Origin of the sequence: Heminiphilus faecis (assembly GCF_008728965.1) — a bacterium.
Taxonomy (GTDB): domain Bacteria; phylum Bacteroidota; class Bacteroidia; order Bacteroidales; family Muribaculaceae; genus Muribaculum; species Muribaculum faecis.
Genome location: NZ_VSMC01000009.1, coordinates 23,074 through 46,470, shown reverse-complemented (window position 1 = coordinate 46,470; position 23,397 = coordinate 23,074). Strand labels below are relative to the sequence as shown.

Sequence of the window (23,397 nt, the reverse complement as noted above, 5' to 3'; positions counted from 1 at the left end):
AAAAGACGGGGAACGGTATGTAAAACCGTTCCCCGTTCATTAGATGCTAAATTATGTTCATTCGTTGGCTTTCATTTGTGGAGTTACCGTTACTATCTCTGGAGTATCGGGCTCATCAGGATTGTCAGGAGTTTCTTCTGGCTCTACAATACTTACTTTATAAGCGATATAAGCCGTTGCGGGGCTATATCCTACAGCAAGTACAGGTATCTCTATCTGAAGCAGATGATTCCCTATTGGAGCACTTGAAGTATCGAGCTCAATGCCGAATGGCTGAACAATATTGGTGCCGAGAAGCGCATAATCCCAAAAGTATGTGGCACCTCCGAGAGCTACGTCCTTCTTAACAACAGATGACTCGGCTATCGATATACCTTCGATGATAAACTTAGTGCCTTGCGGTACTACGACTACTCCATCCTCGGTGATTTCGGTCTGTCCGCTCATCTTTACGTCAAGCGACACATCGGGCAACTTGTTGTCGTCATGACATGAAGCCAGAAACAACGGTAAAGCAAACAACAAATAAATGATTTTTTTCATAATTACAGGTTTTGAAATATCTATTATATAAACAATGTTAAGGGCAATTAGTTGTGTTAGTTGCTAAATATCAGTTCTTCGCCCTCTACATCTATTATTATCGGACGTTCACGATCTACCTTCTGTGCGAGAATGTCTTTTGACAACCTGTTAAGTACCATTCTTTGGAGTACACGTTTCACCGGTCGCGCACCGAATTCAGGATTGTATCCTTCTTTGGCGAGATACTTAAGAGCTTTAGGTGTCACTTCAAGTTCAACCCCGTTTTTGGCAAGCATACGCTTGATGGCGTTTACCTGTATACCGACTATATCCTCGATTTCATTTTCGTTAAGCGGAGTAAACATTATAATCTCGTCAATACGGTTGAGAAACTCCGGACGTATTGTCTGCTTAAGCATATCAAGAACCTGCACTTTTGTCTTTTCTACAACTTCAGCATGATTATCTTCATTTATTTCGGCAAAATTCTCACGTATAACCTGCGACCCCATATTGGATGTCATTATAATTATCGTATTCTTGAAATTCACAAGACGACCTTTATTATCAGTAAGTCGTCCGTCATCAAGTACTTGCAGCAATATATTAAATACATCCGGATGAGCTTTCTCTATTTCATCGAAGAGCACTACTGAATATGGCTTGCGGCGCACTGCTTCTGTAAGCTGACCGCCTTCGTCGTAACCTACATATCCCGGAGGCGCACCTACAAGACGGCTTACGGTGTGCTTCTCCTGATACTCGCTCATATCTATACGAGTCATCATATTCTCATCATCAAAAAGGTATTCAGCCAATGCCTTTGCAAGTTCCGTCTTGCCGACACCGGTAGTACCAAGAAATATAAATGAACCTATAGGACGACGAGGGTCATTAAGTCCTGCACGGCTGCGACGTACGGCATCGGCTATAGCTGCGATAGCCTCCTCCTGACCGACTACACGTTTATGCAGTTCCGCCTCAAGATGAAGAAGTTTATCCTTTTCGCTCTGAACCATCTTGCTTACAGGTATTCCGGTCCATCTCGATACAACGTCGGCTATGTCATCGGCATCCACTTCCTCCTTGATCAGCGACTTGTCACCCTGCATCGACTTAAGTTGCTCCTGAATAGTCGTATTTTCTTTCTCTTTCTGCTGGATTCGAGAATAACGTATTTCGGCCACTTTTGCATAATCGCCTTCCCGTTCAGCTTTGTCTGCCTCAAATTTAAGTTGCTCTATATCAATTTTATTCTGCTGAATACGGTTAATCAGTTCTTTTTGCGATTCCCACTTGGCCTTGAAGTCTTTTTCTGTATCACGCAGATCGGCGAGTTCGCGTTCCAGATCTTTGATCTTTTCTTTGTCACCCTCACGTTTTATAGCTTCGCGTTCTATCTCAAGCTGTGCTATTTTTCGTGTTATCTCGTCAAGAGCCTGCGGCACACTGTCGCGTTCAAGTCTTAGCTTGGAAGCGGCTTCGTCAATAAGGTCAATAGCCTTGTCGGGAAGAAAACGGTCCGTTATATAACGTTCTGACAACTGGACTGCTGCAATGATGGCTTCGTCACGTATGCGCACCTGATGGTGGTTCTCATAACGTTCTTTAAGGCCTCTAAGTATGGATATGGCACTCATCTCATCCGGTTCGTTGACCATAACCTTCTGGAAACGACGTTCGAGAGCTTTATCTTTTTCAAAATACTTCTGATACTCGTCAAGAGTAGTGGCACCGATACTACGTAACTCACCTCGGGCAAGAGCCGGTTTTAGTATATTGGCGGCATCCATGGCTCCTTCGCCTTTTCCTGCACCTACAAGCGTGTGTATCTCGTCAATAAACAATATTATGTCACCGTCGGCTTGAGTGACTTCGTTGACTATCGCTTTGAGGCGCTCCTCAAACTCGCCTTTATATTTTGCTCCGGCAACCAGCGCCCCCATGTCAAGCGAATATATCTGTTTGTTTTTAAGGTTCTCAGGCACATCGCCGCGTACAATACGGTGTGCGAGCCCCTCAGCGATAGCTGTCTTTCCCGTACCCGGCTCTCCGATGAGCATGGGATTGTTCTTAGTACGGCGGCTAAGTATCTGTAACACTCGGCGTATCTCGTCGTCACGACCGATTACAGGATCTAATTTTCCCGAGCGCGCACGTTCATTAAGGTTTATAGCATATTTGCTCAAAGCGTTGTATGTGTCTTCGGCGCTTTGGTCGGTAGCTTTCTTGCCTTTACGCAATTCCTCGATGGCTGCGCTAAGTTCATGTTCGGTAAGACCGGCATCTTTCAGAATTTGCGATGCCGGACTTTTGACTGTATATATGGCAAGGAGTATTGCTTCCAGTGTCACATATTGGTCACCCTGTTTTTTCGCAATGTCAAGCGCTTTTTGCAGCACGTCATTGGACGTACGGCTCAGATATGGCTCGCCCCCCGATACTTTCGGCTCCGACGAAATCGCACGGTCCACTGCAGCAGTCACCATTCCGGGGCTGGCTCCGACCTTCTGAAATATGAATTGCATCAGCGAGTCTCCCTCTGTCAAGAGTCCCTTCAGCAAATGCACCGGCTCAATCGCTTGATTACCTGAACCTTTGGTGATTTCAACGGCTTTTTGTATGGCCTCCTGCGATTTAATCGTAAAATTGTTGAAATTCATAATATGATATAAATTAGGATTTACTTTATTTTTCTAACACTTTTGGGTATAATAATGTTGATTATTTATTTTGTGTTACCACTGCCATTTCTTAACTTTGTTTGTCAAAAATTATGCCAATTTCTAAATGAAGAAGACATTTATTATTGCTGTCACGGTATTGGCTAACGCTCTTTCGTTGACGGCACAAGTAAAGACCACCCCGTTTGAATACCCTGTCGTTCCTGACAGTCTACAGACATTGCAGCAGCGTACAAGTTTTCTCGTATCGCGGTTTTGGGACAATGCCGACATGAAAAAAGTGATGGGTGATACCGCACTGTTCAACAAAGCATTTGAGGACTATGTGTCATTTATACCATATGCTCATGCCGATACGGTAAAGCATGCCATAAACAAACTCACACTCCGCTTCAAAGAGGACCCCAAGAATCTGCTTAAATTGGCTTATGCGGCAGAAAAGGAGATGTTTGGGCCTGAGGCACAGTTTTGGGCCGATGAACAGTATATGCTGTTCACTCGTCCGGTATTTGCCAATAAGAAAATCAGCGCCGATGACAAAAAGCATTTTTTTGACAATGTGAAGATGCTTAACGGTTCTCAGGTAGGCTCGACAGTATCTCCCATATCATACACAACACAATACGGAGCTCAGCACAGTCTGCATGATCAAAAGGCCGAATACTATCTGTTGTATTTTTACGGTCCTGATTGTAGCGACTGCGACATGACCCATCTGCGTATGGAGACTGATGTAGCTCTTGAAAACATAACAAAATCAGGACAACTTAAAATAATAGATATATATGTCGGAGAACCCACTGAAGCATGGAAGAAGTCGATAGCGTCATTTCCGTATGAATGGGAAGCCGGATACTCCACAAATGCAGGTACGACAATCGACCTCAGAGATCTTCCGCGCATATATCTGCTGGACAAAGAATACAAAATTGTAGCTCGTGATATAAATATAAATCAGGTGCTGTCATTGGCATCGGCACTGAACCGACGCAATGATCAACAGCAATAAAAGAGTGCGTGTTTATGAAGATATTTTTTGAAAACCTGTTTTTACGCAGTACGGGATATGCCTACAGCAACCTTGCCCGCTTATTTCTGCGCCTGTTTGCCGGAGTCATGTTTATACAGTTCGGCATACGTCATTTGATTAACTTTTCCTCGCTTCGCTATACATTTCCCTCTATACTTAGTATGGATAGCGAAACTTCATTGATACTGATGATATGTATTGAGGTCATCTGTTCGCTTTTTATCATGGTCGGTTTTCTAACACGCCTTGCGGTACTGCCCCCTATTGTAGCTATGTCCATAGCGGAGTACCATATATTGCATGACATGTTGTCAGATACCGTCACATATTCGCTGTCAAGCACACAACCCGGATATCTGCCCTTGATGTTCATAGGCGTTTTTATATTTTTCATCATAGCCGGTCCGGGAAAAATATCATTGGATTATTTTATCTCTCTCTTCATAATATCGCGCCGCGGCAAGGACGAGCGCGACGAACTCGAAGAAGTATAAAGTATATAATTTAAAACAAGTCTATTCAGTGAAGATAGCCGTACTTATCTCCGGAGGCGTGGACAGCGCTGTTGTCGTACACCGATTAAAGGAAGAGGGCCACGACCTTCATTTATTTTACATACGCATCGGTCTTGACAATGGCGAAGGCGATTGTTCGGCCGAAGAGGACATTGAGATGTGTCGTTTCATAGCCAAGAAATATGGATGTCCGTTTGATGTGGTTTCACTTCATGAAGAATATTGGGATAATGTCATGGAGTATGCATTGCGCACGGTGCGTCAGGGACTGACCCCGAACCCGGATATCATGTGCAATAAAATGATAAAATTCGGATATTTCGAACAGCGATGGGGACATGAATTTGACAAGACCGCTACCGGTCATTATGCCACTACTGATACAGTAGGCAACCGCGTATATCTTGCTACAGCTGTTGACCCGGTAAAAGACCAGACTGACTTTCTGGCTCGCATAAGTTACGAACAGCTTTCACATCTCATATTTCCCATAGGCGACATGCCGAAGGCCAAAGTCCGTGAAACGGCAATTGCCGTAAAGATGCCCAATGCTTTTAGAAAAGACAGTCAAGGCATATGTTTCCTCGGAAAGATAAATTACAACGATTTTATAAAACGTCATCTCGGAATAAAGAAAGGACCGGTTATTCAGCTCGAGACCGGGCGTAAGCTCGGTGAACACAATGGCTTCTGGTTCCATACCATAGGACAGCGCAAAGGTCTTGGCCTTAGCGGTGGACCGTGGTATGTGGTAAAGAAAAACATACATGACAACGTAGTGTATGTAAGTCAGGGCTATGATACGGAAAAACAATATGGCAAGACACTTCATCTTGCTGAAATGCATTTTATATCGGGCAATCCGTGGGCCGATGGCTGTGACCGTGTCAATATAACATTTAAAAACCGCCATATGCCTGAATTTCTGCCTGCTACACTTTCACATGTGTCTGATGACGAATATGTCATTGAATCACAGAATCGTGTACAGGGAATCGCTCCGGGGCAGTTTGCCGTTATCTACGATGCGGCATCTCATCTATGTTACGGAAGCGGCATAATTACCGGACAAAATATAATATTATGAGCGACAACCAACGTATAAGATTAAAGGTACTGGGCATTTCATACAGTCAGATACAATCAGGCGCGTATGCCCTTATTCTCGCACAAGTAGACGGACCTTATCGTATTCCGGTTGTCATCGGAGCGTCGGAAGCACAGTCGATTGCCATCAGACTTGAAAGCATAATCCCCCCAAGGCCTATGACTCATGACCTATTTGTCAGCTTTGCCCATGCATTTGGAGTAAAACTGAAGGAAGTGTTCATATATAAGTTTGAAGACGGCATATTCTCATCTGAGCTTACTTTTACCGACGGTGACCGCACTATAGTGCTTGATTCACGTACATCAGACGCTATCGGCATTGCACTTCGTACCAAGTCACCGATATATACGACAAAGGATATTCTTGATGAAACCGGATTTATTCTGGAAGAAACTGAAACAGACGACAGCCATAATCCGGAAGATGAAGAGAACATGACAGAAAATCCGAAACTTGAGAATTATGCCGTAGAAGAACTTGAACGTACGTTGGAGAAGCTTATCGCACAGGAGAATTATGAAGAAGCGGCGAAAGTAAGTGAAATTCTTAACCGTAAACGCAACGACCGGCATTAAACCGTCAGGCCAAACTATATCATAAAAACATATGAAGACGATAAAAATCAAATTAGCGCTTCTGACATTTATCGAGTTCGCCGTATGGGGCGCCTATCTTACTTCGCTCGGAAGCTATCTTTTTAACGTAGGACTAAAAAGCGATATCGGCATTTTTTATGCGGTGCAAGGCATTGTGTCCATATTCATGCCCGCATTGACAGGTATAATAGCCGACCGTTGGATACAGGCACAGAAAACATTGTCATTAAGCCATCTGTTGGCCGGCATATTCATGCTTGCGGCAGGCTTTTACGGCATGACGGCAGGCGATGCTCCGGAATTCGGCATACTTTTCACTCTATATTCGCTCTCGGTGGCATTTTTCATGCCTACTATCGGCCTTCATAATTCGGTGGCATACACGGCCCTTGAAAAAGCCGGGCTTGATGCCATCAAACACTTTCCCCCGATAAGGGTATTCGGCACAGTGGGATTCATTGTTGCCATGCTGTTTGTCAACTTTACCGGCTATCAGAATACTTATGCACAGCTTATCACCTCCGGTGTCCTTAGTTTTGTCATGGTATTTTATGCATTGCTTATGCCTGCGTGTCCAGTCAACCGAGCAAAAAGAGGCGGTGGTTTTGTTGAAGCATTCGGGCTGAAGGCTTTCTCGCTTTTCCGTCAGAAACAAATGGCCATATTCTTCGTCTTCTCGATGCTTCTCGGTGTCGCCCTTCAGATAACCAACGGGTTTGCCAATCCATTCATACAGGCTTTCGGCTCCATACCGGAGTATGCCGATGACTGGGGAGTGCACAACGCCAACGCGCTGATATCCCTATCGCAGATGAGCGAGACTCTGTGTATACTGCTCATACCGTTTTTCCTGCGGCGCTTCGGTATTAAAATCGTCATGCTGATGTCAATGGTGGCATGGGCCTTGCGTTTTGGTTTTTTCGGCATCGGTAACCCCGGGTCAGGCGTGTGGTTGTTCATACTGTCAATGATTGTCTACGGTATAGCATTTGATTTTTTCAATATATCGGGGTCGTTGTATGTCAACAGCAAGACACATGCGTCTTTACGCTCAAGCGCACAAGGTCTGTTCATGCTTATGACCAACGGCGTTGGTGCCACGATAGGTACATTGTGTGCTCAGGCCGTAATTGACCATTATGTATACTCACAGACCGAGAATGAAGCCATAATATCGGGATGGCATACGTCATGGCTCATATTCGCCGCATACGCGCTTGTCATTGCCGTACTGTTCATGCTCATTTTCCGTGACAATGACAAACATCCGTCCATATCCGGTGACGAAGCGGCTGACATTGACGGCAATGAACCTGACGGCATGACCTCGATAACTGACAAAAACTAATCTCTTGCTATACATGATACAGTTTTATGCTCCTGATATAGAATCCGAATTGACGCTTCCGGAAGAAGAGGCACGACATTGCATCAAGGTATTGCGAACACGATCCGGTGACGTAATCGAGGTAATTGACGGGAAAGGATATCGTTTTTCATGTCGTCTTACAGATGACAATCCTCGCCACGCCACTGTTGAAATAGAGACTAAAACAGCGGTACCACTGTCATGGTCAACAAAGATAACCGTTGCTGTGGCTCCGACAAAAAATATGGACCGCATGGAGTGGATGGTAGAAAAACTGACCGAAATCGGCATAAACCGCATAATACCGCTGCATTGCCGCTACTCCGAGCGTAAGGAAATCAAGATTGACCGTCTGCAACGCATTGCTGTATCGGCAATGAAACAGTCGTTAAAGACCGTTTTGCCGGAAATAACTCCCATGCGCTCTTTTAACGAAGTTATACAATCATCCGATGCTGAACAAAAGTTTATTGCATACTGTGATCCGTCCATACCACGTAAGCTTCTTTCCTGCGAATACCGTCCTGTAGCTGACAGCGTGCTCATACTCATCGGCCCTGAAGGTGATTTTTCAAAAGAGGAAATATCTTCAGCCATTACTGCAGGATATATGCCTATATCGCTCGGCGAAAACAGGCTCAGGACCGAGACCGCCGCGTTTAACGCATGCGACACAATACATATAATAAACCAACTGAAACAATAAAAACAACCGATATGCTACGTTATCTTAATTCATCATCGACCTGTAACTTTTTTCTACTCGCAGGCCCTTGCGTAATAGAAGGAGAAGAAATGGCTCTTGACATAGCCGAATATATATGCAATGTCACCTCCAAGCTCAATATTCCTTACGTGTTCAAAGGTTCTTACCGCAAGGCCAATCGCTCGCGCATAGACTCTTTTACCGGTATAGGAGACGAGAAAGCGTTAAAGATACTCCGCAAGGTGCGTGAGACCTTCAATATTCCTGTCGTTACAGATATTCATACCGAAGAAGAAGCTGCAATCGCGGCCGAATATGTCGACATACTACAGATACCCGCCTTCCTTTGTCGCCAGACAGAACTGCTTATTGCTGCCGCCCGTACTGGAAAAATGGTCAACATAAAGAAAGGACAATTTCTGTCACCGGAGGCTATGGAGCATGCAGTGCGTAAAGTGATGGATGCCGGCAACACTCAAGTAGCCATAACCGAACGCGGCACAACTTTCGGTTATCAGGATCTTATCGTGGATTATCGCGGTATTCCAACCATGCAGAAGTTCGGTGTTCCGGTTATCCTTGATGCCACGCACTCGCTTCAGCAACCCAATCAGCTTGCCGGAGTGACAGGCGGACGTCCCGACCTTATCGAGACGATTGCCCGTGCAGGTATAGCCACAGGAGTCGACGGACTGTTTATCGAGACTCACCGTGAGCCGTCAAAAGCTAAAAGCGACGGAGCCAATATGCTGCCGCTGGAGCAACTTCCCGAACTGTTGAAACATCTTTCGGCGATACGCATGACCATAAACAACTTTTAAAGCCATTCACTGACTCGCTGACGCACGGCATTGGATTCGCTGAGAAGTTTAAGAAATTCGCTTGCCGAATGTTTTCGGTAACTATTTTTCAATACATGTACACATCCCGCCATATCACTGCCGGTGATATTGAGCGGGATGGCTTTTATCCCTGTATGTCCATGAAGTGTGGCTTCTGTAAGTATCGTGACAATATCGGTCGAACGTACAAGATGCAGAAGTATGTTCACTTCATTCAGTTCGGCTTTCACTCTGAGGTTTGCAATACGCTCCCCTATTATTGCCGACAGTTTATTGCGGGCTTGCATACCTCGCATAGGCAGTGCGAAATCACAATCCTTTATATCGTCAAGACCGAGCTCCTTACGGGAACTTAATGCATGCCCTTCCCTGACTATTACAGACAGACGGCTGTCAAAGAGTGTATGAAACGTCACGTCTGCACCGACTTCCATTGGCTTGAAGGCAAGAACGAAATCAACCTGACGTTTACGCAACATATCCATCAGTTCGTCAACAGTCTTGTAGTATATATTGAGTTTCACATGAGGATAAAGTTTCATAAATGAGATAAGCGGATCGGTTATCATAGGGCTGAATGAATAGGTGACCCCGATATTAAGTGTACCGGTGAGCAGACGTCGCAGGTCAAGTATCTTTTCCATGCATGTATCGGCTTCGTCTATTGTGGTTATAGCCTGCGGTAAAAGATGCTCGCCCGCTTCGGTCAAAGCTACGGCATGGCTGTTCCGCTCAAAAAGAGCGACACCCATTTCTGTTTCAAGCTGCCTTATCTGTTGCGATAGAGTGCTCTGGGTTATACACAGCACCTTTGCCGCTTCTGAAAAATTAAGTGTCTCGGCCACTTTTGCAAAATACCTAAGTTGTCTCAGTTCCATTACTTATTTTATTGTAAAACGTGCTGAAATATTCCATGCATTGTCTTTGTCTCCGTCAAAATACACATTCTTATAAATGATATACTCGCCCGGAGTTATATCATTAATCAACCGATGCAGATTCGCTTTCATAAACTCGCTGCTTGCTCCGGCATTAAGTCCGTATAACGGCATATTCCAGACTCCGCCCTGATACAACTCCTCCCAACGTCCGTCAGTTTTACGGGCAACGGTATAAGGAGTACCGTAACAAAGAGTCATTTCGCTCTTATTATGAATAAAGAACGTAACTTCCGATACTGTGTCCGGATATACTTTAGCGTCGGTAGTCATACTTACACCCAAAGTATCGGTAATTATCGGCCCGCTATAAATATTAGGTCTGGACCGACCGTTAAATCTCAATGCAGAGTAACTCAATACTTTTTTATAGAAACGCTCATGAAACTCGGGTGTGTCATGTCGTAAATAAACGTCAATAGTATCTTTGGCTGCTACGCCCCAAGAATATATATTGGCGCATATCGTATCATCCTTTTCCACATTGTCGGCACTAAAATAATCCATTATAATACCGTTACTCAAGCGTTTGACGACATCCTTGCCACTCAACACCTCAAAAAGGACGGCTGCCGTATCTGACTTTTCTCCTATACGTATTGCTCTATAAACGCCGGGAATTAACGGTTCCGAAGACCTAAGCATGACATTTTGTATCTGACAATTAACGTCATCGGTTACAATCTTATCATACGACACACCTGTCAGCGAGTCAAGGGCAACATTAATCCATAAAGAATCACGAAAAATCTCCAATCGATAAGTTTCAGAGGTATTAAAACCGTTTTGACCGACCGCATTGACAGAAATAACTTCGGTAAATGCCGGATAATAATCCCATACCGACTCTATGGCAATAGGCTTGGCAACGGTTACCGTCATAGTGTCGCTAACTTCAGTCATGTCAATGGCAGTCGTAACATTTTTCCGACACCCTGTACAGGATATAATAAATAAAAACGCACTCAATATAATATAGCTCTTCATAACCGGTGATGATGTATATATACAAAAATAGTTATTACAAACATATTAACCGCGTGTTGCCATAAAAGATTTGCGTTTAAACAGGAAGATAGGTATCATCTGGCCAAGCACCATTGCGAAAACTACAAACGCACATGTCACTGCATTAAATTCAAGCAGATAGGCATAATGTGTGAAGTCAGTCTCACTTGTCTGCCCGAGCATCATCAGAAATGCCTGTAGCGCCTTGTAGGCGTATATACCCGGTATCATAGGTAAAAGCGAAGGATATGCAAATGTCTCCGGAGGGCATTTTACTCTTGGTGCAAACCATATGGCAAGACATCCGATAACGAATGCGCTTATAAAACTACCCCATACGAGATGTATCCCCCACAACGATACCAAGCAATATCGCAACGCATGTCCTACAGCAGCTATAAGAGCACAATACTTAAAGGCCACTTTGGGCGGATTGCTTATTGCGGCAAAACCGATAGCGGCTATCGCGGCAAACACGGCATCTTCAATTATTGCAATCAGAATATCCATTATCAGAAAACATCCATGTTCATTGTAAGAAAACCTAAAGTAAGCCCGGCTGCTATGCATCCGGTAAGTATAACGGCCTGCATAATACGACTGAAAAAGCACAGATAATGCCCGTCAAGCATGTCGCTTACAGAATTTATGTAAGGTATGCCCGGAATAAGATACAACACACTTGTACCGATGGCTATGTCAGGGGTGCCGGTGCAGTCAAATAGATATCCGGCCGTGCCTATGACTGCGGAAAGATATGACGCTATTATAACGGTTATACGCAAGTCGACACCATTGGTAAGGCAGATATTTTTGACTGTGTAGCCCAACAATGTGGCAAAAGCCACTATACCCATAGCCATAATGTCGCCGCCAAACAGACGACAGAATGAGGCATTGGCAAGCACTACGAGCAACATAACCGTCCAAATGCTCATTTTTGGCATATGTTTTATTTTATCCATCGCTGACATGGCATCATGCAATGACAACTTTCCGTCGGCCACTTTCCAGCTAAGTCTGCTCATCAGCGAATTAGCGTTGTAGCTTACCGATACAGAATCTATGGCCGAGGTATACAACGCATAATCGTCATTGTCCAATCCGGTAACAGCCACCGACACATGTTTGGGAAATATTGTCATGTCAACCTTATAGCCGAAATGCAGAGCCATGCGGCTGACATTTTTAGTGATCCTTATACATGTAGCGCCGTAGCTCCACAGGCAAGAAGAATAATCTGCCAGAAAACGGCTCGTTTCCTCGGCTTCAGTCCTCGCAGTCATCATCGTCGCAGTAGATATCATAATGATCAATATCTATATAATGGAAATGCCTGCCCCGATGTTTATCGGCATTATAAATAAAGTAACCTGCTATAGCTATAATAGCTATGCCGACGATAATAAACCAGAATAACATTTGAGTTGACATAATCTTTATTTTTTATAATCGGCAAAATAACAGATAAGTCAACTTACATAAAGGCTACCGGCAGAGGATTTTTTCGATAATTCCGTTCGGTTATTTCGATAGCCGGCTAACTAAACGGATCCGATGACGCCATATCGAAGTCGGTCCCGTAGGCCGACAGATTTTCGGCTATTCTTGCCGTCACATGTTTAATGCCTTCGTATCGCATGCGCTTATCATAGTTATGTATATGTGTTATGTCGGTGTCAAGAATAGAACGTGCCATAAGTGATGCCGGCTCGGTCTTTCCGCATCTTATATGGGCCAACATCAACAAAAGCCGGTCCATCATTGTAATCAAGACATTGTTATCAGACACCATATATATGTCATGCAACCTGCATATTAAACGATAGTCACCAAGTCTGTATAATGCCTCAAGCAAAGCCGTCCATTCGGGTAAAGAACCGGAATTTGTCAGATACGACATCAGTATATCACGACATACCTCATATGACCCGAGTTCGAGATATTCCTTGGCCCATTCCATCCACACGCTCTCTGATGCATCATATCTGAAGTATTGGTCAAGAGCCCTGCGGTTAAGGTCTTCAAACCCTATTTCAAGCAAATGATCTATCAGATCTTTATTGTCAGGAAACCGGTGAATATACTCCGACATCAATTCAGCCGCATCACGTTTATGCTCACTAATCGATGAGAGCATGAATACATACTGATACAACAGGTCGAAATCAAAAGTGACATCTTTAATAATATCGGCACCTATGCGTATAGCCTCGTCGACACCGCCTTTCATATTGAAAAGCACAATCATCTTTTGTGTAAGGGCACTTGTCGATTTGGCATCTATGGCAAGTGCGTAATCGACAGCTGACAAAGCATTAACCTTATCATCCAGATCAAAATAGCATTGTGACAGCAATACCCAATATGAGGCATTGAACGGCACCATACGTGTCAACTCCTCAAGCAGTTCCACGGCATAGCTGTTGTCGCCCCGTATATGAGCCTCCTCGCTTAGCTCATAGAGAAATGTATCAGGATACAGACAGCGTTTCTGTATATCGTTTTTCCGTTTTTTGAGCCAACCGTAAAGGTTAGTATAACAGCATGCGCCTACAAGCTGTATTATGGTCTCGTCATCATAGTCGGAATATCGGTTTAAAATAGCATCAAACGCCTCCTCCGGGTCATATTGACGTTGTGGCATTTGCACAAGCTCCCATAATATGGCCCACAATGCGGAATCCGTTTTATGCACCGCAGCCATATCTAAAGCTCCCTGACCGAGCGAAACACGGTCATAGAAGTAATAACCGCGACGTTGCGAAAGTTCCTCACTTTCAGGATATATGCGAGCAGCGCTCAGAAGGACCGACAACTGGATATATTCATCGCCGTTATCAGAGGCGAAGTCATAAATCTCGATTAAATCGTTTTCGTCATAATCGGAGGGTATCTCCCCTTTTGTCAGGTCCCGTCTGAACTGTTGGTATAATTTTTTTACACGGCGCTGTTCGCTATCCATTCATTTACTTTTTTTGCAGTTTCTCCCAAGTATCTTTCAATTGCATAGTGCGATTGAATATGATATTGTCCTGTGTCGAGTCTGGGTCAAGTGTGAAATATCCGATACGCTGAAACTGGAAGTGTCCTCCCACCTTGGCATTCTCGGCCAAGAACGGCTCGATTTTTATACCGGTTACGACTTTCAGCGACTCTGGATTAAGCATCTCACGGAAGTCTTTGTCTTTCTCTTCCGCGGGATTCTCCACCGAGAACAGACGGTCATATAACCGTGCGGTAGCATCGGTGGCGTGAGCAGCCGATACCCAATGGAGCGTGCCTTTGACTTTGCGCATGCTTCCGGGAAGACCGCTACGTGTATCGGGGTCGTATGTACAGTAAATCTCTTCAATATTGCCGTCGGCATCTTTCTTACATCCTGTACATTTTATTATGTAGCCGCCTTTCAGCCTTACTTCACCGTCAGGAGCAAGACGGAAGAATTTCTTCGGCGGGTTCTCCATAAAGTCATCACGCTCTATATATATTTCACGAGAGAAAGTCATCTTGTGAGTACCTGCCGCAGGATCCTCAGGATTATTTTCCATTTCAAGAATCTCCTCCTGTCCTTCGGGATAGTTCGTTATTATGACCTTAACCGGATTTATGACCGCCATCACACGTGTGGCTACCTTGTTAAGGTCCTCTCTTACCGCATGTTCAAGCAATGATATGCTGTTAAGAGCTTCAACCTTGGTATAACCGATCATGTTTATGAAGTTCTTGATGGAAGCGGGAGTGAAACCGCGACGACGCATTCCCGATATGGTAGGCATACGCGGGTCATCCCACCCGGCCACAAGACCTTCTTTAACGAGCTGAAGCAACTTACGCTTGCTCATTACTGTATATGTGAGGTTCAATCGGTTAAACTCTATCTGTCGCGGGCAATAGCTCTCATCGGCAAGTTCTTTTACAAAGTATTCATACAACGGACGGTGAGGAACAAACTCCAATGTGCATATGGAGTGAGTGACCCCCTCGAAGTAATCGCTTTGGCCATGTGCAAAGTCATACATGGGATATACCTTCCACGTAGTTCCGGTGCGATGATGCGGGTATTTTATGATACGGTACATTATTGGGTCACGGAAGTGCATGTTGGGCGAAGCCATGTCTATCTTGGCGCGCAATACATATGTGCCTTCATCAAACTCGCCTGCGTTCATGCGAGTGAACAGGTCAAGATTCTCCTCTACCGGACGATCACGGTAAGGCGAATTTACTCCGGGTTGCGTAGGCGTACCCTTCTGTTCGGCAATCTGCTCCGATGTCTGATGATCGACATAAGCTTTACCCTCCTTTATCATACGCACGGCAAGGTCATAAAGCTGTGGGAAATAATCGCTGGCATAATACTCTCGGTCACCCCAGTCAAAACCGAGCCAATGAATGTCTTCCCTTATCGAGTCGACATATTCGACATCTTCCTTTGTCGGATTTGTATCATCGAAGCGCAAATTGCATGTTCCGCCGAATTTTTCTGCAATACCGAAATCCATGCAGATAGCCTTGGCATGACCTATGTGCAGGTATCCGTTAGGCTCCGGCGGGAAACGAGTGTTTAGCCGTCCTCCGTTTTTACCGGCTTCAAGATCGTCATGTACTATTTGCTCTACAAAGTTCAAGCCGCCTTTCTCTTCATTGATTTCTTCTGATATTTCAGCCATAGTGATTAATGAGTTGAATTATTATATTACAAAATTAGTCATTATCTTTTTATCATTGCAATTTTATTTGAAAAAACATGATGTCATCCTGAAGGTCAATCAAGACATAAAAGCAAGTAATATTGACAAAAGCACTAATCCATAATTATTTTAATGCAATTAATTGCAAATTACAATTTAATCGCCTATATTTGCGATAATAACCAATACATGGCATGAAATTTCTATAATATACCTAATCCGCCTAACCTCCCCTCTCATGAACACATGGCCACACATCGGTTTCAGCTTCTTTTTACATAAGCTCGTTATCGGACTTATTACGATGATGTCGTATCAAACAGTGTCATCACAGACAATTGCCTTCAATTACGATGCCATAGGCAATCGCATACTTCGCGATAAAGCGACAAATGCAGTCATGCAGTCGCGGAGTTATGAGCCTGTTAGCACTATTACAAAACTTCCGGATATAACCGTATCGGTTTACCCCAATCCGGTATCTGACATTATGAACGTCACTATAAGCAATTATGATATACTATCAGACGCAGAATTGCTTATATACAATTCTTATGGTGTATTATTAAACAAATCCCGCATATATGATTCTGCCACGCAACTGAATATAGCACATATGCCTACCGGACTTTATTTTATTAAAGTGAGAATCAGTGATAAGGTCGACACATTCAAAATCATCAAATACTGAATCATGTTTTTCTTTACTAATATGATTAATAATTTTAGCCTTGAAATGACTCGTGGCCTACTCTGCTTTTCACTCTGTTTATTCCCGGGAATGTATGCCATGTCAGACGATTATAATACTGATATTTCAGATGAACTACTTCGTCTATATCCGGAAAATTCATATGATTTTTCGTTACGGCACTATATAACAGACAATGAATCGGCAACCACAACTCACCCTTCACGTGAATTAGAGGCAGCTGACACTATTTTGGCCACATTTACGTGCCAATCCTTTTCTTTAACAATTGACTATCCTCCAATTAAAGAACCACAAAACGCGGTGGTCACAATAAGACTTTACAAAATAGTTGATGGAGTACGACGGGCCTGCCACACTCAGTCATGGAGCTTCTCAAAAAATTCCGACAATCGATACATGGCTTCAGAACCAATCGAAGATGAGAGTGTTATCTTATTCCCCGGAAATTATATTGTAGAATATACAGGCTTCACTGATGATGATGGCGGTGCGGTGGAATATCCCGATACAAATATAAAGGACGAGGAACTGGGCATAAAGCCCTTTACATCAATCGGCATATGCACACATTCCGATATTACGTTATTAGTTGAATGTTCATCACCTAATCGCGGCTCGATAATTCCGGCACCTGAAAGTATATCATCGTCATATGCGTCGGGCGCACCATCAGGTGGATTTCAAGTCAGCGAAGGGGCAGCCACATACACATTGCCAATTAATATGCCCAAGCATATTCTCACCCCCGATATAGGATTGACCTATAATAGTTTTACAACAGGATACGGACTTGCGGGATATGGAGTTAACATTAAAGGCCTGTCATCGATATCACGTACAGGCAAAGACCTGTATCATGATGGAGAAAGCCGTGGGGTAAGTTATACTGACACAGATAACCTATTGCTTGACGGGAAGAGGCTTGTTCTTGTTTCGGGTAATCACGGACAGGATGGTGCGGTATATAGTCCGGAAAACGATCCGTTTACAGTAATCACGCTTAATGGTTCAGGACAGTCTGTATGGTTTGAGGTCACCACTTCCGATGGAATGACTTATGAATATGGCCGCAGCGCTACTTCTCGAAACAATTATGTCAATAGCAAAGGTTTAGGACGTACTGCATCATGGCATCTTTCCCTTATCAAAGACCACAACGGAAATTATGCGACATTTGATTATGACCGGGAAAATCTCACACTGTATCCCACACTTATATCATACGGCATGAACAATAGCGTTGCAAATAGCAATGTCGTCAGCACCGTAGCATTTGAATATCAGTCTCTTGGCGATAACAGCCGCAAATTTATGATTGAAGATTGTGCCGGAAGCATAAACCGCTGTATAAAATCGGTAACCACATCAACAGCCGGCAACGTTTACCGTAAATATCTGTTGACCTATGATTCCACCTCCGATAATAGTACTGGACGTTTCACCCGTCTTACCTCAATAGATGTCCAGAACGGTTCGGGGAGCAAACTTGCTCCTGTCATTTTCAGGTGGAATCCTACTCCGGCTCCAAGTACGTCAGCCTATATCTTAAATGCGGCCACAGAAAACAACACAAGCTATATAAAAGAAATAAACCGTAATTTTATGTCATCAGACCTTAACGGTGACGGAGTGAGCGATATAATAAGAGTATCTTTTGTAAAAGTTATAACAGACGTTACTCCCGGCGGTTCTTCGTTTACACACAGAACTTATGTGTACATTTCATTGAGTGAGGTAAGTCCCTCCGGTGCGATATCATATAATGAGGCAGCTCCGATCGTGTTGCCCGAATCAGGAGACCATGCCAATATAAGCAGCATGCTCTGTGGCTCGACGGTAGCCGATTTTGACGGTGACGGTTATAATGACATTTTTGTACCTTATTTACACAACATACAATCGTTACACTACATTACATATCACATAATTTCCAGTAAAAAGATTGATAACTCATTTGTAAAAAAGGACATACCGTACTCTATAGCGCTTAAATCCAATGAAGCTCCGCTTTACTGTATCAATGATATCGACGGAGACGGAAAGGACGAAATCATCTATCTTGACTATTACAACGACGCAACCGGATATTCCGGCGGCATTGTGAATCATACCGATAATACAGATGCGAGCAACAATACGGTCAAATGGAAACTTCCGTCATGGCCTAAAAAAATGTTCTGTTTCGACTGCAATAATGACGGACTTCCAGATATAATTTTTTTACATGAATCGGGATATAAGATATACTATAATAGCGGAGGCAACGACGCTGACGCTCATTTTTCCGAGACCAAGTGTGCTGTCGGAACTGCATTCTCAAACCATGTATGTATAGCGCCGGGAGACTTCAATGGCGACGGACTCACCGATTTTGTATATGCTACCGGAAAGGACCAATATCTTTATACTGCGTTAAATAAAGGTAATGGAACATTTTCAATCATAAAATCCGATATAACAGGTGTCACTTTGTCCGATAAAGCAGAGTCGTGCTCAATGACGGTATGCGATATTGATCATGACGGTTTATCGGATGTACTTGTGGCAGTAGCGGGAAGCTCCGATACAAAAACTCGTTGGCTATATTCCGACGGTACCAAGCTAAAGCTCATTAGCGAATATTCATGCAGTAATGTTTCCTCCGCTTCGCGGAGTCACATTTTTACCGGCGATTTTGATGGCGACGGAGCTTTCGAAATCATCAACTGCGGGTCACAGCTTAATACCAATCAGAAAATAGCACCGGTTTCAGGCTTCAATGTCTACCGGACATCATCAACATTTTTCTCCGAAAGCAAAATTCGGTTTATCAATGACGGATCTGGGGCTGGCATCAGCATAACATTCGCTCCGATGTCAAAGCCAAGCATATATACCGGTGAGAAGTCAAGCAGCTATCCTGTAAACAGCTACACGATACCGCTTTCATTAGTGTCAAGCACATCAAGAAACATAGGTAATTCCCGACGCATAAAACATGATTATACTTATTCCGATCTTAAGATTCACGTGACTGGACGAGGTCTTTTAGGATTTTCTTCCGTCACCGATGAATGTCCCACCCTTAACACCGCCGTCATATCGAAGACCACATCACGCGATAACGTGCATTATGTACCTCTTACAACAGAGCATAAAGAGGTAGCCGGCAACGATACCATGACCGTGACTACAACTTTCGCAATAAACGCTGTCGGCAATAACTTCTATTCACACCCGTCCTCTTCGGTTACAGTGGACTATGACGGCAACGTCACCTCGACCGCCTATACTTTCGACTCGACAAAAGGAGTCATGACCGAACAGACAACCAATTATGACAATACTTCGATGTATGAAACCACCGTTTATGCCGGATATGCCCGACACGGCGGAAAATGGTTACCGTCCTCTGTGACAAAACGTCGCAAACATAAAGACGACAACAATGTGTTCTCTGCCAAAACTCTCTATGAATATGACAGTCACGGCAACGTTACGTCTATGACAGAACATGCAGGTACTCCACAGGCACTAAAGTCGTCATTTACCCATGACACGTACGGCAACATAACATCTACCCGTAGTACCGGCACAGGTGTCGCGCCTGTCACTATATACGAAGTCTACGATGCGGCAGGACGCAATAAGATAAAGCAATATACATCGCCCGCATCATCCGTTACCCAATATACCTACGACCATTTCGGCAATATGCTTACCGAGACCGACATAACTATACAGTCACGTCCAATTACACGAAAGTTCACTTATGACGGATGGAACAGACCGTTGTCTGTCACCAAGCCAGACGGCACCGCCATAAATTACATCAGAGGCTGGGGCGCTGTCGATGAGTACCGGTATTTCGTAAAAAGTGTGGAATCCGACGGAACTACAACCGTCACTTGGTATGATATCCTCGGACGAGAAACTCTTGTCCGCTCGTCAGCTCCCGGCGATATTACGGTAGCAAAGGCGTCAAGACACGGCATCAACGGGCTTGTATCGCTTATCGAAAACCACACAGGAAGCCTGTATACAACAACTTCATATGCCTATGACCGACGCGGGCGCATAGTATCGGAGTCATTCAGCAACGGCAAGAGCCGTAATTACTCGTACGGCAATCGCTCAGTGACAACCGACAAAAACGGGCGCTTACGCACCGTCGTCAACGATGCTTGGGGCAATGTCAAGTCATCCACCGATCCGGTATCGTCAGTCACGTACACTTATAATTCCAACGGTTATCCGTCAAAGGCTTCAAGCAGCGGCTCTACAGTAACAATGGCCTATGATGGAGCAGCCAACCGTATAAGCATGAACGATCCCGACGCCGGCACGACCACCTACACTTATGCCGCCGACGGCAGCGTGCTGTCACAGACCGACGCTCGGGGAGTAACACTGACCAACACCTATGACAATCTCGGACGCCTGTCGCAACGAATGACCGGCGACATCACTACAGACTATACCTACGGCACCGAGGGCAACTCGCTCAATCGACTTGTCAGAGAGTCGGTGACAGGAGCAGCCATAGCCTACACCTACGATGCTTACGGCAGAGTGCTTACCACATCGCATGAGCTGGCTGCAAAAGGCACATTCACCGTCACAAACGAGTACAACACCGACGGACAACTTTCCAAAGCCACTTATCCCGGCGGATTGATAGTAGAGTATGAGTATGACATAAACGGGTTCATGTGTGCCATAAAAGCCAATAATTCAGAAGTGTGGCGTCTTGACTCAAACGACGGCATAACGGCCCGGAGTGTGGCCCTCGGCACTTTAATCACTACGCGCACCCTTGACAGTAACGGCTATCCGTCATCGCTCGATGTCGAGCGTGACCCGTTTGTCAAAGGCCGGCGTTACTCCGAAAGCATAGCCCTCGGATATGACGGCGCCACGGGCAATATAATCTCCTCGTCCATGAGCGGACGCGAATCGTACGGTTTCGGCTATGACGAGCTTGACCGTCTTGTATCGGTAAGCACTGGCAAAGAGGTCATGACCGATATAGCTTATGCCGATAACGGCAACATCATTTACAAGACCGGCATAGGCGAATACCGCTACGATTCGTCGAAGCCCCATGCCGTCACCGAGGTCGACAACACTGACGGCATCATACCCTCGGCATCTATTTCGACCGACTTCAACGATGCCGGCATGGTGTCACGTATAGCCTCAGGCCGGCTGGAGATGACGTTCTTATACGGACCCGACGGCCGGCGCTGCATATCGACCCTTACAAACGGCGGTACCACAGTGCGCGAGACCATCTACGCCGGCAATTATGAAAAGATAACCGAGCAGGGTGCGACACGCGAGTTTTACTATCTCGAAGGCAATATCATCATTGTCAAGAGCGACGGCGTATTCACCCCCTACTACTCTTTTGTCGACGCACAGGGCAGCATAGTATCGGTTGTTGATGCCGAGGGTAATAAGGTCTTCTCGGCAGAATATGATGTATGGGGAGTGCCCCACATCGGACTCAACTCCATTGGACTGCAGCGAGGTTATTCGGGCCACGAACATCATCATGAGTTTGGAATAATCAACATGAACGGTCGACTTTATGACCCGGTATTGGGCCGTTTTTTCTCAATCGACAATTATGTGCAGGCGCCAACGGAGAGCCAGAGCTTCAACCGCTACAGCTACTGCCTTAACAATCCGCTGAAGTATCGCGATGCCTCGGGCGAATGGTTCGGCATCGATGACCTGCTGGTATCGGCCATATCAGCCGTGACAGGCTATCTGCAAAGCGGCTTCACCACGGGCCACTGGGGCATGTCGTCAATCAAGCGGGGTATTTCGGCGGGTCTCTCTGGCTGGATTGGCTACAATACCTGCGGTGCCGGAGCAGGTCTTTTAGGTGGGTCGGTGGGCAGTTACCTGAAGTATTCTGTAGCCAACTGCATAGCCAATCACCCGATGCTCTCCATACCCATACCTATAAACGACAATGTGAATCTGTCGCTGTCGCCGGCATTTTCGCTCGGAGCCAATGGACTCACGGCCGGAGTCTCGGCCATGGCGTCGATGCAGTTCGGCGACTGGGGCTTCTCGCTCTCAGCCGGAGCGGGCAACAAGTATGTCGGAGGCGACTTCGCTTTCTCTTACGACGGCTGGGGCGCCGGCTACGGCCTCACCCACTACTACTCCGAAACCGTTCAAGGCAACCGTCTCGGCTCGCAGAACGTAGGCACAATCTCGCTCCTGCTTAGAGGTGTCTCAATCCGCGTCTCAAACGACCTTTTTGGCAATAAAAAGCACGACCGTTGGCGCAGCAGTGCCGTTGAAATCGGGTTCAAAGACTTCACTATAGGCACATATGTAACGACAAATAACGGGAAAAAAGAATCAAATAACAACGTAAATTCTAAAGCCGAAGCCCCGATATGGGGCGAAAACAATGATGACAAAAATGGAGATAGTCTTGGCGCATGGGAAAAGGGCGAAGTCTTTTCTGCACCGTTTTGGATAGGCTTCAAGTCAGGCAATCAGATACAAAGGATAGGCTTCAGTCATAAAGTGGTTCAGAACATAACACAGAATGGTGTCCATAAAGGATTTGCACATACGCCATATTTCCTTGGTTATAATTATTTTAATAAGGGTATTTTTTATCAATCCGGATATAATTCACCAATAAGCATTTGGTAAT

17 protein-coding genes are annotated in these 23,397 nt (G+C 44.9%); 9 read left to right on the top strand and 8 right to left on the bottom strand.

Annotation, left to right across the window (positions count from 1 at the left end; translation table 11 throughout):
* Window positions 1-57: 57 nt before the first annotated feature.
* Both FW767_RS05395 and clpB read right to left on the bottom strand, forming a co-directional pair.
* Window positions 58-543, bottom strand: a complete 486-nt coding sequence (locus tag FW767_RS05395) for a hypothetical protein (protein WP_121698979.1) — start codon at window positions 541-543, stop codon at window positions 58-60.
* Between the two features lie 56 nt (window positions 544-599).
* Window positions 600-3,188 (bottom strand): ATP-dependent chaperone ClpB, encoded by a 2,589-nt coding sequence (gene clpB, locus FW767_RS05390; protein ID WP_121698980.1) that lies wholly within the window; start codon window positions 3,186-3,188, stop codon window positions 600-602.
* A gap of 127 nt (window positions 3,189-3,315) precedes the next feature.
* On the opposite strand from clpB, the gene FW767_RS05385 reads away from it, so the two are divergent.
* The 7 genes from FW767_RS05385 to kdsA are packed head-to-tail and all read left to right on the top strand — an operon-like array spanning window position 3,316 to window position 9,357.
* On the top strand, window positions 3,316-4,218 hold the full coding sequence (locus tag FW767_RS05385; RefSeq protein WP_121698981.1) for a DUF5106 domain-containing protein: 903 nt from the start codon (window positions 3,316-3,318) through the stop codon (window positions 4,216-4,218).
* A gap of 14 nt (window positions 4,219-4,232) precedes the next feature.
* Window positions 4,233-4,733, top strand: coding sequence for a DoxX family protein (locus FW767_RS05380; protein WP_121698982.1), 501 nt, complete (start codon window positions 4,233-4,235; stop codon window positions 4,731-4,733).
* Window positions 4,734-4,761: 28 nt separating this feature from the next.
* The gene (gene mnmA, locus FW767_RS05375) at window positions 4,762-5,841 is read left to right on the top strand and encodes a tRNA 2-thiouridine(34) synthase MnmA (protein WP_121698983.1); all 1,080 of its coding nucleotides are present in this window, start codon (window positions 4,762-4,764) and stop codon (window positions 5,839-5,841) included.
* The gene (locus FW767_RS05370; RefSeq protein WP_121698984.1) at window positions 5,838-6,440 is read left to right on the top strand and encodes a bifunctional nuclease family protein; all 603 of its coding nucleotides are present in this window, start codon (window positions 5,838-5,840) and stop codon (window positions 6,438-6,440) included. The genes mnmA and FW767_RS05370 overlap by 4 nt, the downstream gene beginning before the upstream one ends.
* A gap of 31 nt (window positions 6,441-6,471) precedes the next feature.
* Window positions 6,472-7,809, top strand: a complete 1,338-nt coding sequence (locus FW767_RS05365; protein ID WP_121698985.1) for an MFS transporter — start codon at window positions 6,472-6,474, stop codon at window positions 7,807-7,809.
* Between the two features lie 13 nt (window positions 7,810-7,822).
* Window positions 7,823-8,536, top strand: a complete 714-nt coding sequence (locus tag FW767_RS05360; protein ID WP_121698986.1) for a 16S rRNA (uracil(1498)-N(3))-methyltransferase — start codon at window positions 7,823-7,825, stop codon at window positions 8,534-8,536.
* An 11-nt stretch (window positions 8,537-8,547) separates the two neighbouring features.
* On the top strand, window positions 8,548-9,357 hold the full coding sequence (kdsA, locus tag FW767_RS05355; RefSeq protein WP_121698987.1) for a 3-deoxy-8-phosphooctulonate synthase: 810 nt from the start codon (window positions 8,548-8,550) through the stop codon (window positions 9,355-9,357).
* On the opposite strand, the gene FW767_RS05350 is transcribed toward kdsA, so the two are convergent.
* The 6 genes from FW767_RS05350 to FW767_RS05325 all read right to left on the bottom strand — a co-directional run bounded on the left by FW767_RS05350 (window position 9,354) and on the right by FW767_RS05325 (window position 15,997).
* A complete protein-coding gene (locus FW767_RS05350; protein WP_121698988.1) occupies window positions 9,354-10,256 on the bottom strand; it encodes a LysR family transcriptional regulator in 903 nt (300 codons plus the stop codon). The two genes, kdsA and FW767_RS05350, sit on opposite strands and share 4 nt — an antisense overlap.
* Before the next feature lie 3 nt (window positions 10,257-10,259).
* Window positions 10,260-11,219, bottom strand: coding sequence for an immunoglobulin-like domain-containing protein (locus FW767_RS05345; RefSeq protein WP_147438743.1), 960 nt, complete (start codon window positions 11,217-11,219; stop codon window positions 10,260-10,262).
* A gap of 129 nt (window positions 11,220-11,348) precedes the next feature.
* Window positions 11,349-11,834 carry a threonine/serine exporter family protein gene (locus FW767_RS05340; protein WP_121698990.1) on the bottom strand — a complete coding sequence of 162 codons (486 nt, stop codon included), beginning with the start codon at window positions 11,832-11,834 and terminating at the stop codon, window positions 11,349-11,351.
* Between the two features lie 2 nt (window positions 11,835-11,836).
* On the bottom strand, window positions 11,837-12,631 hold the full coding sequence (locus FW767_RS05335) for a threonine/serine exporter family protein (protein ID WP_121698991.1): 795 nt from the start codon (window positions 12,629-12,631) through the stop codon (window positions 11,837-11,839).
* A gap of 233 nt (window positions 12,632-12,864) precedes the next feature.
* Window positions 12,865-14,289, bottom strand: coding sequence for a tetratricopeptide repeat protein (locus tag FW767_RS05330; protein WP_121698992.1), 1,425 nt, complete (start codon window positions 14,287-14,289; stop codon window positions 12,865-12,867).
* Window positions 14,290-14,293: 4 nt separating this feature from the next.
* Window positions 14,294-15,997, bottom strand: coding sequence for a glutamine--tRNA ligase/YqeY domain fusion protein (locus FW767_RS05325; protein ID WP_121698993.1), 1,704 nt, complete (start codon window positions 15,995-15,997; stop codon window positions 14,294-14,296).
* A gap of 259 nt (window positions 15,998-16,256) precedes the next feature.
* On the opposite strand from FW767_RS05325, the gene FW767_RS05320 reads away from it, so the two are divergent.
* Both FW767_RS05320 and FW767_RS05315 read left to right on the top strand, forming a co-directional pair.
* The gene (locus FW767_RS05320) at window positions 16,257-16,709 is read left to right on the top strand and encodes a T9SS type A sorting domain-containing protein (protein ID WP_121698994.1); all 453 of its coding nucleotides are present in this window, start codon (window positions 16,257-16,259) and stop codon (window positions 16,707-16,709) included.
* Window positions 16,710-17,129: 420 nt separating this feature from the next.
* On the top strand, window positions 17,130-23,396 hold the full coding sequence (locus FW767_RS05315) for a polymorphic toxin type 23 domain-containing protein (RefSeq protein ID WP_205523824.1): 6,267 nt from the start codon (window positions 17,130-17,132) through the stop codon (window positions 23,394-23,396).
* The last annotated feature ends 1 nt before the right edge of the window (window position 23,397 follow it).

Coding starts and splice junctions, on each gene's coding strand:
- FW767_RS05395 (WP_121698979.1), bottom strand. CDS start 543: ATGAAAAAAATCATTTATTTGTTGTTTGCTTTACCGTTGTTTCTGGCT.
- clpB (WP_121698980.1), bottom strand. CDS start 3,188: ATGAATTTCAACAATTTTACGATTAAATCGCAGGAGGCCATACAAAAA.
- FW767_RS05385 (WP_121698981.1), top strand. CDS start 3,316: ATGAAGAAGACATTTATTATTGCTGTCACGGTATTGGCTAACGCTCTT.
- FW767_RS05380 (WP_121698982.1), top strand. CDS start 4,233: ATGAAGATATTTTTTGAAAACCTGTTTTTACGCAGTACGGGATATGCC.
- FW767_RS05370 (WP_121698984.1), top strand. CDS start 5,838: ATGAGCGACAACCAACGTATAAGATTAAAGGTACTGGGCATTTCATAC.
- FW767_RS05365 (WP_121698985.1), top strand. CDS start 6,472: ATGAAGACGATAAAAATCAAATTAGCGCTTCTGACATTTATCGAGTTC.
- FW767_RS05360 (WP_121698986.1), top strand. CDS start 7,823: ATGATACAGTTTTATGCTCCTGATATAGAATCCGAATTGACGCTTCCG.
- kdsA (WP_121698987.1), top strand. CDS start 8,548: ATGCTACGTTATCTTAATTCATCATCGACCTGTAACTTTTTTCTACTC.
- FW767_RS05350 (WP_121698988.1), bottom strand. CDS start 10,256: ATGGAACTGAGACAACTTAGGTATTTTGCAAAAGTGGCCGAGACACTT.
- FW767_RS05345 (WP_147438743.1), bottom strand. CDS start 11,219: ATGACTGAAGTTAGCGACACTATGACGGTAACCGTTGCCAAGCCTATT.
- FW767_RS05340 (WP_121698990.1), bottom strand. CDS start 11,834: ATGGATATTCTGATTGCAATAATTGAAGATGCCGTGTTTGCCGCGATA.
- FW767_RS05335 (WP_121698991.1), bottom strand. CDS start 12,631: ATGATATCTACTGCGACGATGATGACTGCGAGGACTGAAGCCGAGGAA.
- FW767_RS05330 (WP_121698992.1), bottom strand. CDS start 14,289: ATGGATAGCGAACAGCGCCGTGTAAAAAAATTATACCAACAGTTCAGA.
- FW767_RS05325 (WP_121698993.1), bottom strand. CDS start 15,997: ATGGCTGAAATATCAGAAGAAATCAATGAAGAGAAAGGCGGCTTGAAC.
- FW767_RS05320 (WP_121698994.1), top strand. CDS start 16,257: ATGAACACATGGCCACACATCGGTTTCAGCTTCTTTTTACATAAGCTC.
- FW767_RS05315 (WP_205523824.1), top strand. CDS start 17,130: ATGGCTTCAGAACCAATCGAAGATGAGAGTGTTATCTTATTCCCCGGA.